Here is an 18,696-nt window from a genome sequence, read left to right on the forward strand (position 1 = left end):
CCAACGTGGGTTGTCCACAGGCGATTTGGCGATTCTGTGGACAACTCACAGGCGATTCAGTTCTCTTGATCAAGAGGGCTGTCCCGGAGGGCCCGTGCGGCAAGACCGTCCAAGACCCGCGCCCGCACTTCGCGTTCGGCCGCCGCCGCGATGAAAGCGGCGGTGCCCCCCGGGCCAACGAGTCCTTCCACCGCCCGGATTGTCTCCGCCGGAAGGGACACGGAAAGGGTTCGGCCGCGCTTCTGTGACGGAGTTTCCACGGCTGGAATCCGATGGGCATTCAGGTCCGCGAAGACACCTATCGCACCAGCCGGTTCGATATCCGCGGCCCGGCCGATGAGCGGCCGGGGCCGCCGCGCCGGCCCGGCCGCCGCGGGTTGTTCCGCGTCCTCCGGAACGCGGTTTTCCGGAGGACGCGCGCGGACATGCTCCGGCTCCGGCACACCCGGCTCCAGCACCCCCGCGAGCCCCCGGCCCGTGTCCCACGCCTCCAGCAACTCCCTTATCGAGGCAAGGGTGTAGCCCCGGTCCAGCAGACCGGCGATCTGCCGGAGCCGGGCGAGATGCCCGGGCCCGTAGACATTCGATCTGCCGCGGCGCTCCGGTTTCGGGAGCAGACCGCGATCCTGGTAGGCACGGATCGTCCGGACCGTGGCGCCGCTGTGGTGCGCCAGGCCCTCTATCCGGTACTCCGCGACCGACTGCTCGGACACGCTCTCCCCCTCTATGGCACTCACCTCCTCCGGCCGGCTGTCCTCCGTCCGTTCACACACCGCTCCCCGCTCCCCCTTTGTTCACATCGGCGGATCCAGCCTCGCGAAGGCCCGCAGCGCCCGGGGAGCGAACCGGGAGAGCAGCAGCGCGCCCCGGGCCTCCGGTGTCACCGGAACCACCGCCCGGTTGTGCAGCACGGCGTCCAGGATCGCGTCCGCCACCTTCTCCGGCGGGTAGTTGCGCAGTCCGTAGAGCCGGCCGGCCCGCTGCCGCAGCCGCCGCTCCTCGGCCTCGTCGGTCCCCGCGAACCGGGTCGTCGCCGTGATGTTCGTCCTGACGATTCCGGGGCAGATCGCCGACACCCCGATCTCCTGGCCCGCCAGTTCGGCCCGCAGGCACTCGCTGAGCATCAGCACCGCGGCCTTCGACGTGCTGTACGCGGGCAGCACCTTCGTGGGCTGATAGGCCGCACCGGAAGCCGTGTTGACGATATGGCCGCCCTGGCCGCGCTCGGCCATCTGCCGGCCGAAGAGCCGGCAGCCGTGGATGACTCCCCACAGATTGACGTCCAGGACCCGCTGCCACTCCTCGGCGGTGGTGGCCATGAAGGGGCCGGAGAGGCCGATGCCCGCGTTGTTGACCAGGACATCCACCACCCCCTGGGCGCCGGCCACCTTCTCGGAGAGCTTCTCCATGGCCTCCGCGTCGCCGACGTCCACCTGCTCGCCCCATGCCTCGGGGGCGCCGATCAGCCGTGCCGTATCGGCGGTCCGCGCCGCTCCCCCGCCGTCCAGATCCACCGCCACGATCCGCGCGCCCGCCTCGGCGAACGCCAAGGCGGTGGCCCGGCCGATGCCGGAGGCGGCGCCGGTCACCAGAACGAGCCGCCCGCCGAACCGCTCGGCCCGGGCTCTCCGCGCCGCCGCCCGCCGCCCCCCTGCCCGTATCGCCGGTGCCACGCCCCCGGCGGCACGGTCCGGCACGGCGGTCCTCGCCGGCGGCGTACTCCCCGGTGCCGTACTCGCGGGTGCGCTGCCCGGCGGCTCCGTACCCAGCGGCTCCGTGCTCCCGGACTCCGCACTCGCCGGTGCCGTGCCGGCCGCCGTCGGGGCCACCGGCGCGGAGCCCGCGGGGCCGTCCTCATGGGCGGTGACGAAACCGGCGATCCACGCGGACACCTGGTCGGGCCGGGTACGGGGCACCCAGTGCCGGCCCGCCAGGGAGCGGCGGGTCAGCCGCGGAGCCCAGTCGCCCAGATCGTCATAGAGGTGCTCGGAGAGGAAGACATCTCCCGTCGGGGTGATCAGCTGCACCGGCACATGGGCGCGCGCGTCGGGCCGGGGGCGGCTCATCCGCGCCCGGACATTGTCCCGGTAGAGCCAGGCGCCGTGGGCCGCGTCCCGGGCCAGGGTCGGTGTCGGATACCCGCCGCGCGGCACCCGCTCCGTCCGCTCCAGCATCCCCGGCCACCATCTGCCCAGCGGCCCGTGCCAGGCCAGCTCCGGAAGCCGGGGGGTGTGCAGCAGGAAGACGTACCAGGACCGGGCACCCTGGCCGAGGAGCTGTCCCACCCGGCCGGGTGTCGGACGGCTGATCCGCTTCTTGATCCAGTGGCCGAAGTGGTCGAGGGACGGCCCCGAGATCGAGGTGAAGGAGGCGATCCGGCCCTCCGTGCGCCCGACCGTCACAAACTCCCAGGACTGCACCGATCCCCAGTCGTGGCCCACCAGATGCACCGGCCGGTCCGGGCTCACCGCGTCGGCGACCGCGAGGAAGTCATCGGTCAGCTTCTCCAGGGTGAAGCCGCCGCGCAGCGGCTTCGGGGCGGAGGATCCGCCGTGTCCCCGGACGTCGTACAGCACCACATGGAACCGCTCGGCCAGCCGTCCGGCGACCTCCGACCACACCTCCTTGCTGTCCGGATAGCCGTGCACCAGCACGACCGTGGGGTGGGAGCTGTCCCCCAGCTCGGCCACGCACAGCTCGATTCCGCCCGTACGGACCCAGCGCTCCCGCGCGCCCGGCAATGTCACGCTTATCCCTTTCGTCCGGTACTCCGCCTGCTCCCGGTCCCGCTCTCGATCCCTGTCCCGGTACCGGTGCCGATCCGGCCGGGGCCCCTCCGCGGGACCGCCGTCGTGCCGAACCCCCTTGGCCCCGCGCTCACTTCATGACACCGATGAATGTGACAATGCCCGGCGGCTGCGTCAAGGGCCGGCGCCGCCCTGTGGAAAACTCCGCCGCCCGGGCGCCGTGCCCCGCCGGCCGACCCCCGCGCGCCGGAATGTGCCCCCGACACACACCCCGGGGGAGCCTCCCCGTACCTCCCGGGGTGTCACCCCCGTACCGCCCGGGAAGCAGCCCCGGGGCGGTCCGGCGGCGCCCGCGCGCCGGTCCGGGGGCCTCGCGGGCCGCCCGAAGGGCTCGCGACCCTGGTGCGACTTGTCCACTTTGGTCGCGAGCCCCTACAGGCTCCTACGCCTGGAGTCGGACACCGATCCCACCATCCAGGCTGACGCCCGCTGTGCCGTACACCACTACCGTCGGAGTGTGACTGTGATCGTGACCGAAAGCCTGAGCAAGCGGTACCCCAAGGTGACCGCTCTTGACCGGCTCTCTTTGGACATCGGACCGGGTGTGACCGGACTGGTGGGTTCCAATGGGGCCGGCAAGTCGACGTTGATCAAGATCCTTCTGGGTCTCTCCCCCGCCACCGAGGGCCGGGCCGCGGTGCTCGGGCTCGATGTCGCCACGAGCGGCGGGGCGATCCGGGAGCAAGTGGGCTATATGCCCGAACACGACTGTCTGCCGCCCGATGTCTCGGCCACCGAGTTCGTCGTCCACATGGCGCGCATGTCGGGGCTGCCGCCGACCGCGGCCCGGGAGCGCACCGCGGACACTCTGCGGCATGTCGGCCTCTACGAGGAGCGGTACCGTCCCATCGGCGGTTACTCGACCGGCATGAAGCAGCGGGTGAAGCTCGCCCAGGCCCTGGTCCACGACCCCAAGCTCGTCCTTCTCGACGAGCCCACCAACGGTCTCGACCCGGTCGGCCGCGATGAGATGCTCGGCCTGATCCGCCGCATCCACACCGACTTCGGCATCTCGGTCCTGGTCACCTCCCATCTCCTCGGTGAGCTCGAACGCACCTGTGACCATGTCGTCGTCATCGACGGCGGCGCGCTGCTGCGCTCCAGCTCCACCAAGGAATTCACCCAGACCACCACCACCCTCGCGGTGGAGGTCACCGACACCGACGAGCACCCCGACGGCACCGCCGTACTGCACGAGCGGCTCACCGCCGCCGGACTCACCCTCCGCGCCAGCGCCGAGGACGGGCTGCCCGGTGCCGGTCACATCCTGCTGGTCGAGGCGGCGGGCGAGGAGATCTACGACGTGGTCCGCGACACCGTCGCCGGCCTCGGCCTCGGCCTCGTCCGCATGGAACAGCGCCGCCACCAGATAGCGGAGGTCTTCCAGACCGGCGCCGGCGCCGGGGCGACCCCCGGTGCTCCCCCGCAGCAGCCCTCCCGGGGCACTGATCAGCCGACAGAGGTGCAGGCCCGATGAGCGCGCAGACCCCCGGGGCGGCCCCCGAGACCACCCGTATCCACAACATCGGCTACCGCAACTACGACGGCGCACGGCTCGGCCGCGCCTATGCGCGCCGCTCCCTCTTCGTCCAGTCGCTGCGCGGCGCCTACGGCCTCGGCCGCTCCGCCAAGTCCAAGATCATGCCGATGATCCTGCTCGCGGTGATGTGCCTGCCGGCGCTGATCATCGTCGCGGTCGCCGTCACCACCAAGCTCAAGCAGCTCCCGCTGGACTACACCGAGTACGCGATCTTCCTCCAGCCGGTGATCAGCCTCTATCTGGCCTCGCAGGCACCCCAGTCCGTCTCCCGGGACCTGCGGTTCAAGACCGTGCCGCTGTACTTCTCGCGGCCGATCGAGCGGGTCGACTACGTCCTCGCCAAGTACGGCGCGATGGCCTCCGCCCTCTTCATTCTCACCGTGCTGCCGCTGGTGATCCTCTATGTCGGCGCGCTCCTGGCCGAGCTGGACTTCGCCGACCAGACGGCCGGGTTCGGCCAGGCGCTCGTCTCCGTGATCCTGCTGTCGCTGCTCTTCGGCGGAATCGGCCTGGTGCTGGCCGCCCTCACCCCGCGCCGCGGCTTCGGCGTCGCGGCCATCATCGGCACCCTGACGATCACCTCGGTCGCCGTCACGGTGATCCAGGAGATCGCCCGGGAGTCCGACTCCACCGGTGTGATCCAGTGGTTCGGCCTGTTCTCGCCGTCCAGCCTGATCGACGGTGTGCAGAGCACCTTCCTCGGCGCCGACTCCGGCTTCCCGGGCCAGATCGGTCCCGACACCGGGGTCGGAGTGATCTATCTGCTCGTCGTCGCCGCGCTCATCGCCGGTTCGTACGCCGTCCTGATGCGCCGCTACGGAAAGGCCGGGCTGTGACCACCATCAACATCGACCGCACCTCGCGGTGGTTCGGAAACGTCGTCGCCGTCAACGACATCACCATGACGATCGGCCCGGGTGTCACCGGACTGCTCGGCCCCAACGGCGCGGGGAAGTCCACCCTCATCAACATGATGGGCGGATTCCTCGCTCCCTCGACGGGCACCGTCACCATCGACGGACGGCCGATCTGGCGGAATGAGTCCGTCTACCGCGACATCGGTGTGGTGCCGGAGCGGGAGGCCATGTACGACTTCCTCACCGGCCGCGATTTCGTCGTCGCCAACGCCGAGCTGCACGGGTTGGGTGCCAAGGAGGCCCAGCACGCGCTCGCCACGGTCGAGATGGAGTACGCGCAGGACCGCAAGATCGCGACGTACAGCAAGGGCATGCGCCAGCGGGTGAAGATGGCCTCCGCGCTGGTCCACGACCCCGCCGTGCTCCTGCTCGACGAGCCCTTCAACGGCATGGACCCGCGGCAGCGGATGCAGCTCATGGATCTGCTGCGGCGCATGGGTTCCATGGGCCGGACCGTGCTTTTCTCCTCGCACATCCTGGAGGAGGTCGAGCAGCTCGCCTCGCACATCGAGGTGATCGTGGCCGGGCGGCATGCCGCGTCCGGCGACTTCCGCAGGATCCGCAGGCTGATGACGGACCGGCCGCACCGCTATGTGGTGCGCTCCAGTGACGACCGCACGCTCGCCGCCGCCCTGATCGCCGACCCGTCCACGGCCGGTATCGAGGTGGATCTCGCCGAGGGGGCACTCCGGGTCCAGGCCGTCGACTTCGGCCGCTTCACCCAGCTCCTCCCCAGGGTGGCGCGGGAACACTCCATCCGGCTGCTCACGGTCTCGCCCTCGGACGAGTCCCTCGAGTCGGTCTTCTCCTACCTCGTAACGGCCTGAAAGGAGCTGTGACGTCCATGTACAACCCCACAGTCGCCCGGCTCACCTATCGGGCCGTCCTGGGCAGGCGCCGCGCGGCGATCCTGTTCGTCCTCCCCGCGGTGCTGCTGGCCATCGCGGTCGCGGTCCGTTCCTTCAACGGTGTCGACGACCGGATCGCCGCCGATGTGCTCGGCGGATTCGCCATCGCCGCGATGGTGCCGCTGATCGGTGTCATCGCGGGCACCGGCTCGATCGGTCCCGAGATCGACGACGGCTCGATCGTCTATCTGCTGGCCAAGCCGGTGAAGCGGTCGGAGATCATCTTCACCAAGCTGATCGTCGCCATCGCCGTGACCATGGCCTTCTCCGCGATACCCACCTTCATCGCCGGCCTCATCCTCAACGGCAACGGCCAGCAGGTCGCCATCGCCTACACGGTGGCGGCGCTCGTCGCCTCCATCGCCTACAGCGCGATGTTCCTGCTGCTCGGCACCGTCAGCAGGAACGCGGTCGTCATCGGGCTCATCTACGCCCTGCTCTGGGAGACCCTGTTCGGCAGCGTGGTGCCCGGCGCCCGCACCCTCAGCGTGCAGCAGTGGTCGCTCGCACTCGCCGAGCGGATAGCCGGGGAGGGACTGATCGGATCGGATGTCGGTCTGCCGCTGGCGCTCGCGCTGCTGGCGGGGGTCACCGTGGCGGCGACCTGGTACGCCGGACAGAAGCTGCGGGTGCTGAAGCTCGCGGGCGACGAGTGACCGCCCGCCCCGCGCCCCGGCGGTGACCGGTCCGCTGGGGAGTGTCCCCGAAAAGGGGACACTCCCCAGGGCCCATCCGGCCCCTGTTCCGCGACGGCGGGGCGGGGGCCGGGGCGATTCCCGCCGGCCGTGTGGAGCCTGGAGCGCGGCTCCGGCTCCGGGGCGGATCCACCTGCCGAAACCCGGTGGCGGTGAGCCATGCGGCCCGGGCAGAGTGGTGGAACCGGCGTACAGCAAGGGGTACGGCGGTACCACCCACCGGGAGCGGAGCACCGCGGAGCGCCCGAGATCAGGGTTCTCCGTGCTCCGGACAGGGCAGCGAAGGGCAGTGCGCGCGGCAGCCGTCGACGGCTCCGCGAAGCCGCCCGTGGGCCGCTGCCCGGGGGGCGACCGCTTCGAGCGCGCGCGAGCGCGGGTCGCCCCTTCCCGGCGGACCGGCCCGTCCGCCGCATCTCCGCCCCGCGGGGTGATCTTCCCGCGGCGGTGCCGGCCGGCGCCGTACGGACCGCCGGTACCGGCACGGACGGGTCCGTTCCCGGCCCGTCCGGGCGGCGGGCACGAGTGTGTGGTGCGGGTGAGGGCGCGTGCTGTGGGTGTGAGGGTGCGTGCCGCGGGTGAGGGCGCGTGCCGCGGTCGCGGGTGCGGGAAATCAGGCCGCCAGCATGGCTTCCAGGGTGACCGCGATGCCGTCCTCGGCATTGGACGCGGTGATCTCCGCCGCGACCGCCTTCAGATCGGTGTGCGCGTTGGCCATGGCCACTCCGTGCGCCGCCCACCCGAACATCGGAATGTCGTTGGGCATGTCGCCGAAGGCGATCGTGTCGGCGGCCCGCAGGCCCAGCCGGCGCGCGGCCAGGGAGAGACCGGTGGCCTTGGTGAGGCCCAGCGGAATGATCTCCACTATCCCCGCGCCCGCCATCACCACATCGACGAGACCGCCGATGGTCTCCTTCGCGATCGCGGTGAGGGTGTCGTCGTCGAGGCCGGGGCGCTGGATGTAGAGCTTGTTCAGCGGGGCTTCCCAGAGCTCGGCGGCGTCCGTCAGCGGAATCACCGGCAGCGGGCCGTCCTGAAGCGTGTAGTCCGCGCTGACCAGCACCTGGCCGTCGAGGCCGTCCCGGCTTGCCGCGAGGGCCAGCGGGCCGACCTCCGTCTCCAGCTTCGCGAGGGCGATCCGCGCGATCTGCCGGTCGAGCGTGAGGGAGGTCAGCAGCCGGTGTTCGCCCGCGTGGTAGACCTGAGCGCCCTGCCCGCAGACCGCGAGCCCCTGATAGCCGAGATCGTCCAGTATGTGGCGGGTCCAGGGAACGGACCGGCCGGTGACGACGATGTGCGCCGCCCCCGCGGCGGTGGCCGCCGCGAGCGCGTCACGGGTGCGCTGCGAGACACTCTCGTCGTCGCGCAGCAGGGTGCCGTCGAGATCCGTGGCGATCAGCCGGTACGGGAAGGGGCTCGGGCTCACTTGGCGATCGGCTCCAGCACTTCCCGGCCGCCGAGATAGGGCCGCAGCACCGGCGGTACGTGGACGGAGCCGTCGGCCTTCTGGTGATTCTCCAGCAGTGCCACGATGGTGCGCGGCACGGCGCAGAGCGTGCCGTTCAGCGTCGCCAGCGGCTGCACCTTCTTGCCGTCGCGCTGGCGGATGGAGAGCCGGCGGGCCTGGAAGCTGTTGCAGTTCGACGCCGAGGTCAGCTCGCGGTACTTGCCCTGGGTCGGGATCCACGCCTCGCAGTCGTACTTGCGGGAGGCGGAGGCGCCGAGGTCACCGGTGGCCACGTCGATCACCTGGAACGGCAGCTCCAGGCCGGTCAGCCACTGCTTCTCCCACTCCAGCAGGCGCTGGTGCTCGGCCTCGGCGTCCTCGGGTGTGACGTACGAGAACATCTCGACCTTGTCGAACTGGTGCACCCGGAAGATGCCCCGGGTGTCCTTGCCGTAGGTCCCGGCCTCGCGGCGGAAGCACGGCGAGAAGCCGGCGTACCGCAGCGGAAGCTTGTCGGCCTCGATGATCTCGTCCATGTGGTACGCGGCGAGCGGGACCTCGGAGGTGCCGACGAGGTAGTAGTCGTCCTTCTCCAGGTGGTAGACGTTCTCCGCGGCCTGGCCGAGGAAACCGGTGCCCTCCATGGCGCGCGGACGGACCAGCGCGGGGGTGAGCATCGGGATGAAACCGGCCTCGGTCGCCTGGGCGATGGCGGCGTTGACCAGCGCGAGCTCCAGCAGGGCGCCCACACCGGTGAGGTAGTAGAAGCGCGAGCCGGAGACCTTGGCACCGCGCTCGACGTCGATGGCGCCGAGCGCCTCGCCGAGTTCGAGGTGGTCCCGGGGCTCGAAGCCCTCGGCGGCGAAGTCCCGGATGGTGCCGTGCGTCTCCAGGACGACGAAGTCCTCCTCGCCGCCGACCGGGACATCGGTGTGGACGATGTTGCCGAGCCGGAGCAGCAGGCGCCGGGTCTCCTCGTCCGCGTCGTTCTGCACCGCTTCGGCCGCCTTGACGTCGGCCTTCAGCTGCTCGCCCCGCTTGAGCAGTTCCACGCGCTCCTCGGGGGTGGCCCTGGAGACGAGCTTGCCGAGCTGCTTCTGCTCGGAGCGCAGCTCGTCGAAGCGGAGGCCGGAGGACCTGCGCCGCTCATCGGCGGAGAGCAGGGCGTCGACGAGCGCGACGTCCTCTCCACGGGCGCGCTGGGAGGCGCGGACACGGTCGGGGTCCTCACGGAGCAGGCGAAGGTCAATCACCCCACCAGGCTACCGGTGCGGTGTCCCGGCCAGGCCACTCGTTATGATCGCAAGCCCCTTTTGTCATTATTTGTCGCGCCCGGGCGGCTCCGGCGGGCCGCCGGCGGGGCTGTCGGCGTGCCCCGGGGGTCTCGGGGGTTCCGTCAACGGGACACCCTGCCGGTCGCCGGAACGGGGCATCGGGAGGTGGCCGGGATTGACCCATATCCCTTGCTCGCCGGGGCACTTGGCCAGGGCTTGTCCACAGGTGCGGCCGGAATGGAAAAGTTATCCACAGGCTGTGCGGAAAACTTGTGGATTATGGAAGTGATCAGCCGCAGGACGGTGTGAGGGGCACGGAAATCACCCCCCAAACCCACCTCAGGTACTCATTAAGGTGGGAATTGCTCGCCCCAAAGAGTTGACTGATGAAGGGAGGGTGACGCGGGGATGGCGTGGTCAACCCGCCCTCCTGTGGAGGGGGATGGGGCTGATGGGCCGATGTATCGACGATGAGATCCCGCGTTGTCGACTTGTCCCCAGGTGGAGCACCAGACCTGTGGATAACTCTGTGGATGGTGAAAATCAGTAGTTACGCAGAGATCGGGTCAGGGGGCCGCGAGCCGGCCGGGCGGTGCCTGATGCGTCCCGGCGTCAGCGGCTCGGCGCCAGAGCCCGGCGAGGGTCCGGCGGCGGGGCCCGGCGTCAGGCTCTGCCGTCCTGGGAACGGGCCAGCCAGTCGGACGCATCGGTGAAGTCCCCGTCCGAGGTGCCCGGCCGCGGCTCCGGTACGTCCTCCACGGCCACTCCGGCCCGGGGGTAGGAGCCCAGGAACCGCACCTTCGGGCAGATGCGCTTCAGCCCCATCAGGGCCTCACCCACCCGGCGGTCGGAGATATGGCCCTCCGCGTCCACGGCGAAGCAGTAATTCCCGATTCCGGCACCGGTGGGCCGGGACTGGATCAGCATCAGGTTGACCCCGCGCACGGTGAACTCCTGAAGCAGTTGGAGCAGCGCTCCCGGGTGGTCCTCACCCATCCAGATGACCACCGACGTCTTGTCCGCGCCGGTCGGCGAGGCGGGCCTGGCGGGCCTGCCGACCAGGACGAACCGGGTCTCCGCGTTCTGCGCGTCGTGGATGTCGGTGACCAGGGGCTCCAGGCCGTAGGTCGCCGCCGCGAACTCGCCCGCGAAGGCCGCGTCGTACTTGCCCTCCTGCACCAGCCGGGCGCCGTCCGCGTTCGACGCGGCCGACTCCCACAGCGCGTCCGGCAGATTCGCCCGCAGCCACTTGCGGACCTGTGGCTGGGCGACCGGGTGGCCGGTCACGGTCTTCACCGCGGAGAGCTCGGTGCCGGGCCGCACCAGCAGCGCGAAGGCGATCGGCAGCACCACCTCGCGGTAGATCATCAGCGGCGCGCCCGAGGCCAGCTCGTCGAGAGTGGCGGTGACACCGCCCTCCACGGAGTTCTCGATCGGTACGAGGGCCGCGGCGGCGTCACCGTTGCGCACCGCGTCGAGCGCGGCGGGCACGGACACCATCGGGATCAGCTCCCGGGTGGCGGCTTCGGGGAGGGTACGGAGCGCGGCCTCCGTGAAAGTGCCTTCAGGGCCCAGATACGTGTAGCGCGTGGCTGACATACGGTCACCCTAATGGGCCCGGGACGGTCGGGGTTCCGGCTTCCGGAGCCGTACGGGCCGGGATCACCCGGGCCGCGGACCCGGGCGGCCCGGGGGCACCCGGCCCCCGGGCGCTCAGGACTCCAGCAGCCGCTGGCCGACGTACTCGCCCTCCGCCGGCCCGCCCGGCACCGCGAAGAGACCACTGGCCTCGTGGCGCAGGAAGGGGGAGAGCGCGTCCCCCCGGTCCAGCTTCCGCTGCACGGGCACGAAGCCGCGCAGCGGATCCGCCTGCCAGCAGATGAAGAGCAGTCCCGCGTCGGGTGTCCCGTCCGGGCCGATGCCGTCGTGGAAGGAGAACGGCCGCCGCAGCATGGCCGCGCCGCCGTTCTGCTCGGGTGCGGAGATCCGGGCGTGGGCGTTGGCCGGGATGACCGGCTTCCCGTCCGCACCCAGTCTGTCCAGGTCGAGCTCGGTCGTCTCGCTCCCGCCGGTGAGCGGGGCGCCGTCCGACTTCCGCCGCCCTATGATCTCCCCCTGCTTCCGCGCCGAGAGTCCCTCCCAGTCGTCCAGGAGCATCCGGATGCGCCGGACGACGGCGTACGAGCCCCCGGCCAGCCAGGCGGGCTCACCGTCGGAGGGCACGAAGATCCGCCGGTCGAAGTCGGTGTCGGACGGCTTCGGATTGTTGGTGCCGTCCACCTGGCCCATCAGATTCCGGGTCGTCATCGGCTGCTTCGTCGCTCCCGGCGAGCGGTTGAAGCCGTTCATCTGCCATCGCACCCGTGCTGTGCTCCCCGCCGTCTTCTGGACGGCGCGCAGGGCGTGAAAGGCGACCAGCCCGTCATCGGAGCCGATCTGGACCCAGAGATCGCCGTTCGACCGTCCGGGGTCCAGCTGGTCCGCCGAGAACGGGGGCAGCGGGTCCAGCCCCGCCGGGCGGAGCGCCACCAGCCCCGCCCGGTCGAAGAACGTCCGGCCGAACCCGAAGGTGAGCGTCAGCGAGGACGGGCCGGCGTCGAGAGCGATGCCCGTGTCGCCCTCCTCGGCCGGACGCCCCGCCATCAGCTCCGCCGCCAGCGCGGACCAGCGGCGCATCAGAGCCGCCGCCTCCTTGCGCCCCTTCCCCGGAGCCAGGTCGAAGGCGATCAGATGGCCATGGGCCTGGAGCGGGGTGGTGATTCCGGCCTGATGCCTGCCGTGAAAGGCGGCCCGGGTCAATCCGACCGAGGTCAGTGCGGTGGGCTTGTCCTCCGCCTCGCCCGCACGGACCATGGCGCCGATGCCCGCTCCCAGCGGCAGCCCGATCGCGCCCGCTGCTCCTGCGGTGCCGAGCAGCCTTCTCCGTGAAATGCTGCTTTTGTTCTCGGTGTCGCTTTCGTTCTTATGTTTCACGTGAATCATCGGACCTTGACGTTCTTGTCGATCGTGGTCTGGTCGATATCGGAGGTTCGTACGGTCACCTGGACCAGCCAGTCACCCGGCATCGGGATCTGCACCGCGCTCGTACTCCAGTGACCGGACGCCAGACGGGCGGGCACGATCGGCAGCGGACCGATCTGCTTGGCCTTGAGGGTGAAGGACACCTTCAGCTCGGGCACGTCCATGGGCTTGCCCGCCGGATTGTCGATCCAGACATGCATCTCATTGGCGCCGGGACTCGCGGGATCGAGCGTGAGCCGCACGGTGCCCTTGCCATTGACGCCGCCCGTGTCGAAGGGCAGCTTCAGCTCCGTGGGGCCCTGCGCGCCGGCGCCGGAGGTGCCGGCACCGCTGCCGGGGGCCGCTCCGGCCGCCGCGGTCTCCTCCGTACGGCCCGGCTCGGTGGTCGTCAGCGCCGTGGTGACGGCGAGCAGCACCGCGGCGATGGCCGCCTCGGCCAGTACCGTACGGCGCAGACCTCCCCGTACGGGATCGGCGGCCCGCTCCTTCCGCTTGCCGGCGGTGGCCACGGCGACCCGCTGCCGGGCGAGCTGAGCGGCCCGCTCCGGCGCCACCACGGCGGAGGCGGTGGCGGTGGTGCCGGACGGGGCACCGGCTTCGGCGGTCTCGGCCTCGGTCTCGGCAGTCTCGGCTTCCCCGTCCGCGTCCCCGCTTCCGGTGGTCTCGCTGTCGGTGCTGTCGGTGCTGTCGGTGCTGTCGGCGGGTTCGGCGACCGCCGTCTCCGCGCCGTCCGACAGCCGTGCCGTCCACTTGCGGGAGATCCAGGCGACCCCCAGCATCAGCACCACCAGCGCGATCTTGATCAGCAGCAGATCCCCGTACGCCGTGCCGGTCAGCGCGGACCAGGAGCCGACCTGGCGCCAGGACTGGTAGATCCCGGTCGCCGCGACCACGGCCACGCTCACAAAGGCGACACGGGAGAACCGCCGTACCGCCGCGGCCTCGATCGACGGCACCCGGTGCAGCGCCGTCAGCAGGGTCGCGAGACCGCCCAGCCAGCACGCCACGCCCAGCAGATGCAGGATGTCGACCGGCATCGCGATACCGGTCTGAATGCCGGTCGAGGCATGCTCGGAGAGCGCCCAGGTGGCCGCGATCCCGGCCGCCACGACGCTGCCGCCGATGGCGAGACCGAAGGTCAGATCCTTCTCCCGGGCGCTGCCGCCCGCCTCCGAACCCGCCTCCGGGGATGCCCCGCCGCCGCTCTCGGCACCGCCCTCGTCGCCGCTGCCGGTCCGTCCCCGTTTCGCGTACGCGCCGAAGAGGACCGAGATGAAGAGCGCCGCCGCGCCGAGCAGCAGCAGTCGGGAGACGAGCGCCGCTCCGGTCTTGGTCTCCAGAACGGCCGGCAGACCGCTGAGGTCGAAGACATCGGCGAGGCTCCCCGAGGCCGTGTACGGGCCGCGGAGCAGCAGCGTCGCGATGGTCGACGCCGTGAGTGTCACCCATCCCAGGGCGATCAGCCGCTGCACCGGCCGGGCCGCCCCGCCCCGCCGCCAGCAGAGCAGGACAAAGGCCGAGCCGCCGGTGAGCAGCACGAAACCGGTGTACGCGGCATACCGCGAGATGTCGTACAGCAGCCCGACGGCCCCGCCGCCGGCCTCCTGGGACGGGAGGGCGACCCGCGTCTCCGAGGGCGCGCCGATGGAGAAGGTGAACGCGCCCGTGATCGGGTGGCTGTCGGCCGACACGGCCTGCCACGCCACGGTGTAGGTGCCGTTGGGCAGGCCCGATCGCAGAGCGACGGAGTAGCCGACCTGTCCCTTCTCGGAGAGGTCGGCGACCTCGGCCCGGTCCGCGCGTTCGCCGCTGGGATCCAGGACCCGTATGGAGTCCTTCCCCATCGAGATCTGCTCGGAGAAGGTGAGGGCGACCTCCTGGGGAGCGGTGGCGACCACCGCCCCGTCCTTCGGAGTGCTCCCGGTCAGGGCGGCATGGGCCGAGGCCGGCCCGGCGGCGGCGAGCAGGGTGCCGAGAGCCGTGCCGATGAGCACGATCACGGTGAGCAGCGCCCGCGCCAGTGGGCTCGCGAAACGGACCGGGCTCGAACCGGGGTGCCCGCCGGGGGCGGTGCCGAGGTGCGGGGCGGTGGTGGCCGTCATGGTGTGTCAGTCCCCTCCGTACTCAGTGCTTCGCCGGGTTGTACGTCGGTGGCTTCACCGGGAGTTCGACCTTGATCGGGTCGGACTTCTCGAAGTGCAGCCGCAGCGAGATCCGCTCGCCGTCCTTCGGCTGCTTCTTCAGCCCCATCAGCATGATGTGATTGCCGCCGCGTTCAAGGTCCAGCCGGCCCTTCGCGGGGATGTCGAAGCCCGACACCTTCCGCATCCGCTGGTCCTTGGATTCGTGGATCGTCACATCGTCCGACAGCGTGCTCGTGACGGAGGTGAGCTTGTCGGCTCCGCCGGTGTTGCTCACCGTCAGGAACGCCGCCGCCATGTCACTGACCGGCTGGGGCATGAAGGCGCCGTCCACCTTCAGCTCGGGCCGGTCCGAACCGCTCCCGGACGAGCAGCCCGTGAGCACCAGCCCGGCGCAGAGCAGCCCGCTGCCGAGCACCGCGGCCCGGCTCCGGGACGCGCCCCTGAGCGGGGACGCGCCCCGGACCGGCGCGATGCCGCGGCTCACGGCTTCTCCCCGAGGATGAGCTTCGGCAGATCCTTGGCGTAGTCGTCCGCCGTGGTGCTCTCGCCGTACACGACATAGCCGCGGTCCGTCTTCGGCGAGAAGGCGACGACCTGGGCACCGTGCATGGAGACGACGCCGCCGTCCTTCTCCTTGGTCGCCGGGTCGATGCCGATGCCCATCTGACGGGCGCCCGCCTTGATGGTGGAGAAGTCCCCGCTCAGCCCGACAAAGGAGGGGTCACCCGCGCTGGGCAGCCATTTGGCCAGCTCGGCGGGGGTGTCCCGGTCGGGGTCCGTGGTCACGAAGACGACTTGGAGCTTCTCCTGGTCGGCCTTGGGGAGCTTCTTCTTGGCGATGGCGATATTGCTCATCGTCAGCGGGCAGACGTCCGGGCAGTTGGTGTAGCCGAAGAAGATCATCGTCGGCTTGCCCCTGGTCTCGGCCCGCAGGTCGTACTTCTCGCCCTTGGTGTCGGTGAGGACGAGGTCGGGCTTGACGTACGGGTTGTCCAGTACGGTGCCCGGCTTCTGCTCCTCCATCTTGGAGACTTCGAGGACCGAGTCCTTTGAGTTCCCGGAGTCGCCGGTCGAACAGGCGGAGAGGGAGAGAGCGGCGGCCGCGACGAAAGCGGCCACCACGGCGGTCTTGTTGCGCATGGAAGTGTGTCCCGGGTGTGGTGGGCGGTTGCGGCGGATCAGGCGGCGGTGCGGCGGCGGCCGGCCAGCACACCGAAGGCGATTCCGGCGACACCGGTGAGGATGCCGACGACCGCCAGGACACGGGCCGTGGTGTCGGAGTCGTCCGATGCCGACGCCGACTCCTTCTTGTCGCCGTGCCCGCCGTTCTTCTCCCCGGCGTCCTTCTCCCCGGCGCCCTTGCCGTCCGCCTTCTCGCCGGATCCGTGGTGGTCAGCGGCGGGTGCCGACAGCTCCAGTACGGGGGCGGGCAGCTCCGGCTCCGTGCCGCCGGCCTTGGCGGGCTCCTCGATCCAGCGCACGACCTCCTTGTTGTCGTACGTCTGGAGCGCCTTGAAGACCACCTGGTCGGTGTTCTCGGGGAGGGAGCCCATGACCAGGGGGAACTGCTGGAACTGGCCCGGCCCGACCTTGGAGCCGTCCGCGGTCCAGGTGACCTTGGAGACCACCTCGGTGATCTTCCGGCCGTGCGACTCCAGCGGCTTCGCCGGCTTCGTCTTGGTGACGACGACCTTCCAGCCGGGCACGGGCTGCGGCATCACGATCGCCATCGGGTGCTCTGTCGGCAGGCTGACCTCCAGCTTCACCGTCGACGCGTCGTCGCGCTCATTGGGGACCCGGAAGTTGACGGTGGCGTAACCGCCCTTGGCGGCCTCGCCCTGCGGCTGGACGCTGACATGGGCCAGAGCGGTGCCGGAGAGCAGCAGGGAACCCGCGGCGACGACGGTCGCGACGGCGGTCGCGCGGGCGGCGGTACGGGTGAAGCGGTGCGAAACGCTCATGGTGAGGACACTCCACAGTGAGGAGAGGCGGGGAGACAGGGATGTGCCGGGGCGCACGGCTGCGCGGGCACGGACGGCCGCACTCCTGTTGAGCGGGGCCGTCTCAGGCTGCGAGGGCGAACCGCGCGGGCGGCCCGCGCCTGATCACCGCGTGCTCAAGTGCCTCGCCCGCGAGTGTGGGCGAGGGATCGTCCGAGGGCCGGGGAGGCGCTGTTCCGGGGTGCGGATTCCGTACGAGACCGGCGCGCAGCGCCCGTACCAGCGCGAGGGCGGCGCGCAGGGGCCGCAGCCGGGCGGCCGACCGGGCGGCCGACCGGGCGGCCTCCTGCGCGGATCCCGAGGCGAGGGCGCTCAGCCGTGCCAGGGCCAGATCGCCGTGGCGCAGCAGCCAGCCCGTGGCCAGCGCGGCCAGCAGATGGCCGAGCAGCATGGGCAGGGAGGGGAGCGGTCCGGGCGGTGCGACCGGGGCCATGGCCTCGTGCGAGGGCGGGGTGAGTCCCGCCATGGTCACGATGCGATGGGCGTCGGACGGGGTCAGCGAGGCGGGTCCCGCGCCGCAGACCAGATTCGCCGCCATGGTGATCAGCGCGTCCTGTCCCGCCGGCGGGGTGGCGCCCGTCTGATGCCGCTGCCCGAGGCCGAAGAGCGTGTGCAGGGCGAGCTGACCGGCGCCGAGCGCCAGGGTGACCGCCGGAAGGGAACGGCTCCGGCCCGTGAAGGGCAGCACCAGAGCGAGAATCCCGAGGAAACCGGCGGCCATGGTCCACCAGGGGACCGCCGCACATGCCGCCAGCGCGTGGCCCGTCGCGGACAGCACGACGCAGACCGCGGTGAACACCGCGGCCCTCAGCAGTCGCGGACCGGCGGCGGCGCGCGGACCGGGGATGCCCGGTGGGCGCTGCGGCGCCGATGACCGCGACGGAGACGACGGAGACGGCAGGGGCGACATGGCCGGGTCATCATCCCACTGCGGCCCCGGGCGCCGGACGGCAGGTCCGGAAGGCCCCCTCTGCCTGCGCGGATGGCGGAAGCCGGATGACGGGGGCACCGGGACGCGGTACGGACGGGGGCGGACGTGGGGCGGACGCGGTACGGACGTGGGGCGGGCGCGGTGCGGGCCCGGCCGTCGGGACGGCTCGGGACGCGAGTGCGGGCCGAGCTCGGGACGCGGATACGGGCCCGGCTCCGGACGCGGTGCCTCCGCGGAACACGAACGGCTCCGAGCCCGGTGCCTCCGCGGAACACGAACCGCTCCGAACCCGGTGCTTCCGCAAACCCCGGACGGGCTCCGGTACGCCGCGCTCGCGCGCCACCCGAGTCGGCCGAATGAGCGCAATCACAGCCGCCATGTGCTTACGACCCATGCCTCGGGGCAATACGTAACGGTATGTCGAGCCGCAGCCAGGAGGCTGGAGCATGAGCATCTGGTGGTCTCTCCACTTGCGGCGCGAAGCTGCGAGCATCCCGCTCGCGCGGCGTCTGCTGCTCGGCACGATGGAGACCGCGGGGGTCGATCCCGACATCTCGTTCGATCTCTCCGTCGCGCTCAGCGAGGCATGTGCGAACGCAGTGGAGCACGGCGGTGATCACGGGCCGGGGGAGGCCCCGGGGGCGTACCGGGTCACCGCGTATCTGGACAGCGAGAAATGCCGTATCGAGGTGGCCGATTCGGGCCCCGGCTTTCCCGCCCGGCAGGGTGGCCGCGCCCCCACCAGGAAACAGATCTCGCTGACCGCCGAGAGCGGCCGGGGGCTCTGTCTCATCGAGCAGCTGGCCGATCATGTCCACTTCGGCAACCGGCCGGGACACGGAGCGGTGGTCAGTTTCGACAAGATTCTCAAATGGCGGGAGGACTCACTGCTCAAGGTCTCGTGAGACCGGTGAGCCGGTGTTCCTCCCGTGCGCACAGCGACCGGCGCCGCCCGGCCATCAGGCCGGGCGGCGCCGGTTCGTGCGTTCGTGCGCTCATGCCCTCAGGCGCTCAG

At 71.1% G+C, this 18,696-nt stretch carries 16 protein-coding genes; 5 read left to right on the forward strand and 11 right to left on the reverse strand.

Going from position 1 to position 18,696, the window contains the following annotated elements; genetic code table 11:
- Nucleotides 1–56 precede the first annotated feature (56 nt).
- Nucleotides 57–713 carry a MerR family transcriptional regulator gene (locus tag AAFN69_RS03030; RefSeq protein ID WP_347726632.1) on the reverse strand — a complete coding sequence of 219 codons (657 nt, stop codon included), beginning with the start codon at nt 711–713 and terminating at the stop codon, nt 57–59.
- Nucleotides 714–794: 81 nt separating this feature from the next.
- Nucleotides 795–2,753, reverse strand: a complete 1,959-nt coding sequence (locus AAFN69_RS03035; RefSeq protein ID WP_347726782.1) for an SDR family oxidoreductase — start codon at nt 2,751–2,753, stop codon at nt 795–797.
- A 517-nt stretch (nt 2,754–3,270) separates the two neighbouring features.
- Here AAFN69_RS03035 and AAFN69_RS03040 point away from each other — a divergent pair.
- Genes AAFN69_RS03040 through AAFN69_RS03055 form a run of 4 tightly spaced genes read left to right on the forward strand, consistent with a single transcriptional unit; the run spans nt 3,271 to nt 6,828 of the window.
- Complete coding sequence (locus AAFN69_RS03040) at nt 3,271–4,284, forward strand: ABC transporter ATP-binding protein (RefSeq protein WP_347726783.1); 1,014 nt, start codon at nt 3,271–3,273, stop codon at nt 4,282–4,284.
- Nucleotides 4,281–5,183: an ABC transporter permease subunit gene (locus AAFN69_RS03045; protein ID WP_347726633.1), complete on the forward strand. Its 903-nt coding sequence runs from the start codon at nt 4,281–4,283 to the stop codon at nt 5,181–5,183. The genes AAFN69_RS03040 and AAFN69_RS03045 overlap by 4 nt, the downstream gene beginning before the upstream one ends.
- On the forward strand, nt 5,180–6,091 hold the full coding sequence (locus AAFN69_RS03050) for an ABC transporter ATP-binding protein (RefSeq protein ID WP_347726634.1): 912 nt from the start codon (nt 5,180–5,182) through the stop codon (nt 6,089–6,091). The genes AAFN69_RS03045 and AAFN69_RS03050 overlap by 4 nt, the downstream gene beginning before the upstream one ends.
- Before the next feature lie 17 nt (nt 6,092–6,108).
- Complete coding sequence (locus AAFN69_RS03055; RefSeq protein WP_347726635.1) at nt 6,109–6,828, forward strand: ABC transporter permease; 720 nt, start codon at nt 6,109–6,111, stop codon at nt 6,826–6,828.
- A 649-nt stretch (nt 6,829–7,477) separates the two neighbouring features.
- On the opposite strand, the gene AAFN69_RS03060 is transcribed toward AAFN69_RS03055, so the two are convergent.
- The 9 genes from AAFN69_RS03060 to AAFN69_RS03100 all read right to left on the reverse strand — a co-directional run bounded on the left by AAFN69_RS03060 (nt 7,478) and on the right by AAFN69_RS03100 (nt 17,549).
- Nucleotides 7,478–8,290, reverse strand: coding sequence for an HAD family hydrolase (locus tag AAFN69_RS03060; RefSeq protein WP_347726636.1), 813 nt, complete (start codon nt 8,288–8,290; stop codon nt 7,478–7,480).
- Nucleotides 8,287–9,564, reverse strand: a complete 1,278-nt coding sequence (gene serS, locus AAFN69_RS03065) for a serine--tRNA ligase (protein WP_347726637.1) — start codon at nt 9,562–9,564, stop codon at nt 8,287–8,289. The genes AAFN69_RS03060 and serS overlap by 4 nt, the downstream gene beginning before the upstream one ends.
- Nucleotides 9,565–10,248: 684 nt before the next feature.
- Nucleotides 10,249–11,184, reverse strand: a complete 936-nt coding sequence (gene pheA / locus AAFN69_RS03070; RefSeq protein WP_347726638.1) for a prephenate dehydratase — start codon at nt 11,182–11,184, stop codon at nt 10,249–10,251.
- 114 nt (nt 11,185–11,298) lie between these two features.
- A complete protein-coding gene (gene efeB / locus AAFN69_RS03075) occupies nt 11,299–12,567 on the reverse strand; it encodes an iron uptake transporter deferrochelatase/peroxidase subunit (RefSeq protein WP_347726639.1) in 1,269 nt (422 codons plus the stop codon).
- Entirely contained in the window at nt 12,564–14,708 is a 2,145-nt protein-coding gene (locus AAFN69_RS03080; RefSeq protein ID WP_347726640.1) for a copper resistance protein CopC, read from the reverse strand. Before AAFN69_RS03080 ends, efeB begins: the two co-directional genes overlap by 4 nt.
- Nucleotides 14,709–14,730: 22 nt before the next feature.
- Nucleotides 14,731–15,165 (reverse strand): copper chaperone PCu(A)C, encoded by a 435-nt coding sequence (locus tag AAFN69_RS03085; RefSeq protein ID WP_347726784.1) that lies wholly within the window; start codon nt 15,163–15,165, stop codon nt 14,731–14,733.
- Nucleotides 15,166–15,230: 65 nt separating this feature from the next.
- Nucleotides 15,231–15,890, reverse strand: a complete 660-nt coding sequence (locus AAFN69_RS03090; protein ID WP_347726641.1) for an SCO family protein — start codon at nt 15,888–15,890, stop codon at nt 15,231–15,233.
- Between the two features lie 38 nt (nt 15,891–15,928).
- On the reverse strand, nt 15,929–16,711 hold the full coding sequence (locus tag AAFN69_RS03095) for a YcnI family protein (RefSeq protein ID WP_347726642.1): 783 nt from the start codon (nt 16,709–16,711) through the stop codon (nt 15,929–15,931).
- Nucleotides 16,712–16,814: 103 nt separating this feature from the next.
- Complete coding sequence (locus AAFN69_RS03100; RefSeq protein ID WP_347726643.1) at nt 16,815–17,549, reverse strand: hypothetical protein; 735 nt, start codon at nt 17,547–17,549, stop codon at nt 16,815–16,817.
- 578 nt (nt 17,550–18,127) lie between these two features.
- Here AAFN69_RS03100 and AAFN69_RS03105 point away from each other — a divergent pair.
- Nucleotides 18,128–18,586 carry an ATP-binding protein gene (locus AAFN69_RS03105; RefSeq protein WP_347726644.1) on the forward strand — a complete coding sequence of 153 codons (459 nt, stop codon included), beginning with the start codon at nt 18,128–18,130 and terminating at the stop codon, nt 18,584–18,586.
- Nucleotides 18,587–18,696 lie beyond the last annotated feature (110 nt).

The sequence above is a fragment of the Streptomyces sp. CAU 1734 genome, from assembly GCF_039888735.1.
Classification (GTDB): Bacteria; Actinomycetota; Actinomycetes; order Streptomycetales; family Streptomycetaceae; genus Streptomyces.

Coding starts and splice junctions, on each gene's coding strand:
- AAFN69_RS03045 (WP_347726633.1), top strand. CDS start 4,281: ATGAGCGCGCAGACCCCCGGGGCGGCCCCCGAGACCACCCGTATCCAC.
- AAFN69_RS03055 (WP_347726635.1), top strand. CDS start 6,109: ATGTACAACCCCACAGTCGCCCGGCTCACCTATCGGGCCGTCCTGGGC.
- pheA (WP_347726638.1), bottom strand. CDS start 11,184: ATGTCAGCCACGCGCTACACGTATCTGGGCCCTGAAGGCACTTTCACG.
- efeB (WP_347726639.1), bottom strand. CDS start 12,567: ATGATTCACGTGAAACATAAGAACGAAAGCGACACCGAGAACAAAAGC.
- AAFN69_RS03080 (WP_347726640.1), bottom strand. CDS start 14,708: ATGACGGCCACCACCGCCCCGCACCTCGGCACCGCCCCCGGCGGGCAC.
- AAFN69_RS03090 (WP_347726641.1), bottom strand. CDS start 15,890: ATGCGCAACAAGACCGCCGTGGTGGCCGCTTTCGTCGCGGCCGCCGCT.
- AAFN69_RS03095 (WP_347726642.1), bottom strand. CDS start 16,711: ATGAGCGTTTCGCACCGCTTCACCCGTACCGCCGCCCGCGCGACCGCC.
- AAFN69_RS03105 (WP_347726644.1), top strand. CDS start 18,128: ATGAGCATCTGGTGGTCTCTCCACTTGCGGCGCGAAGCTGCGAGCATC.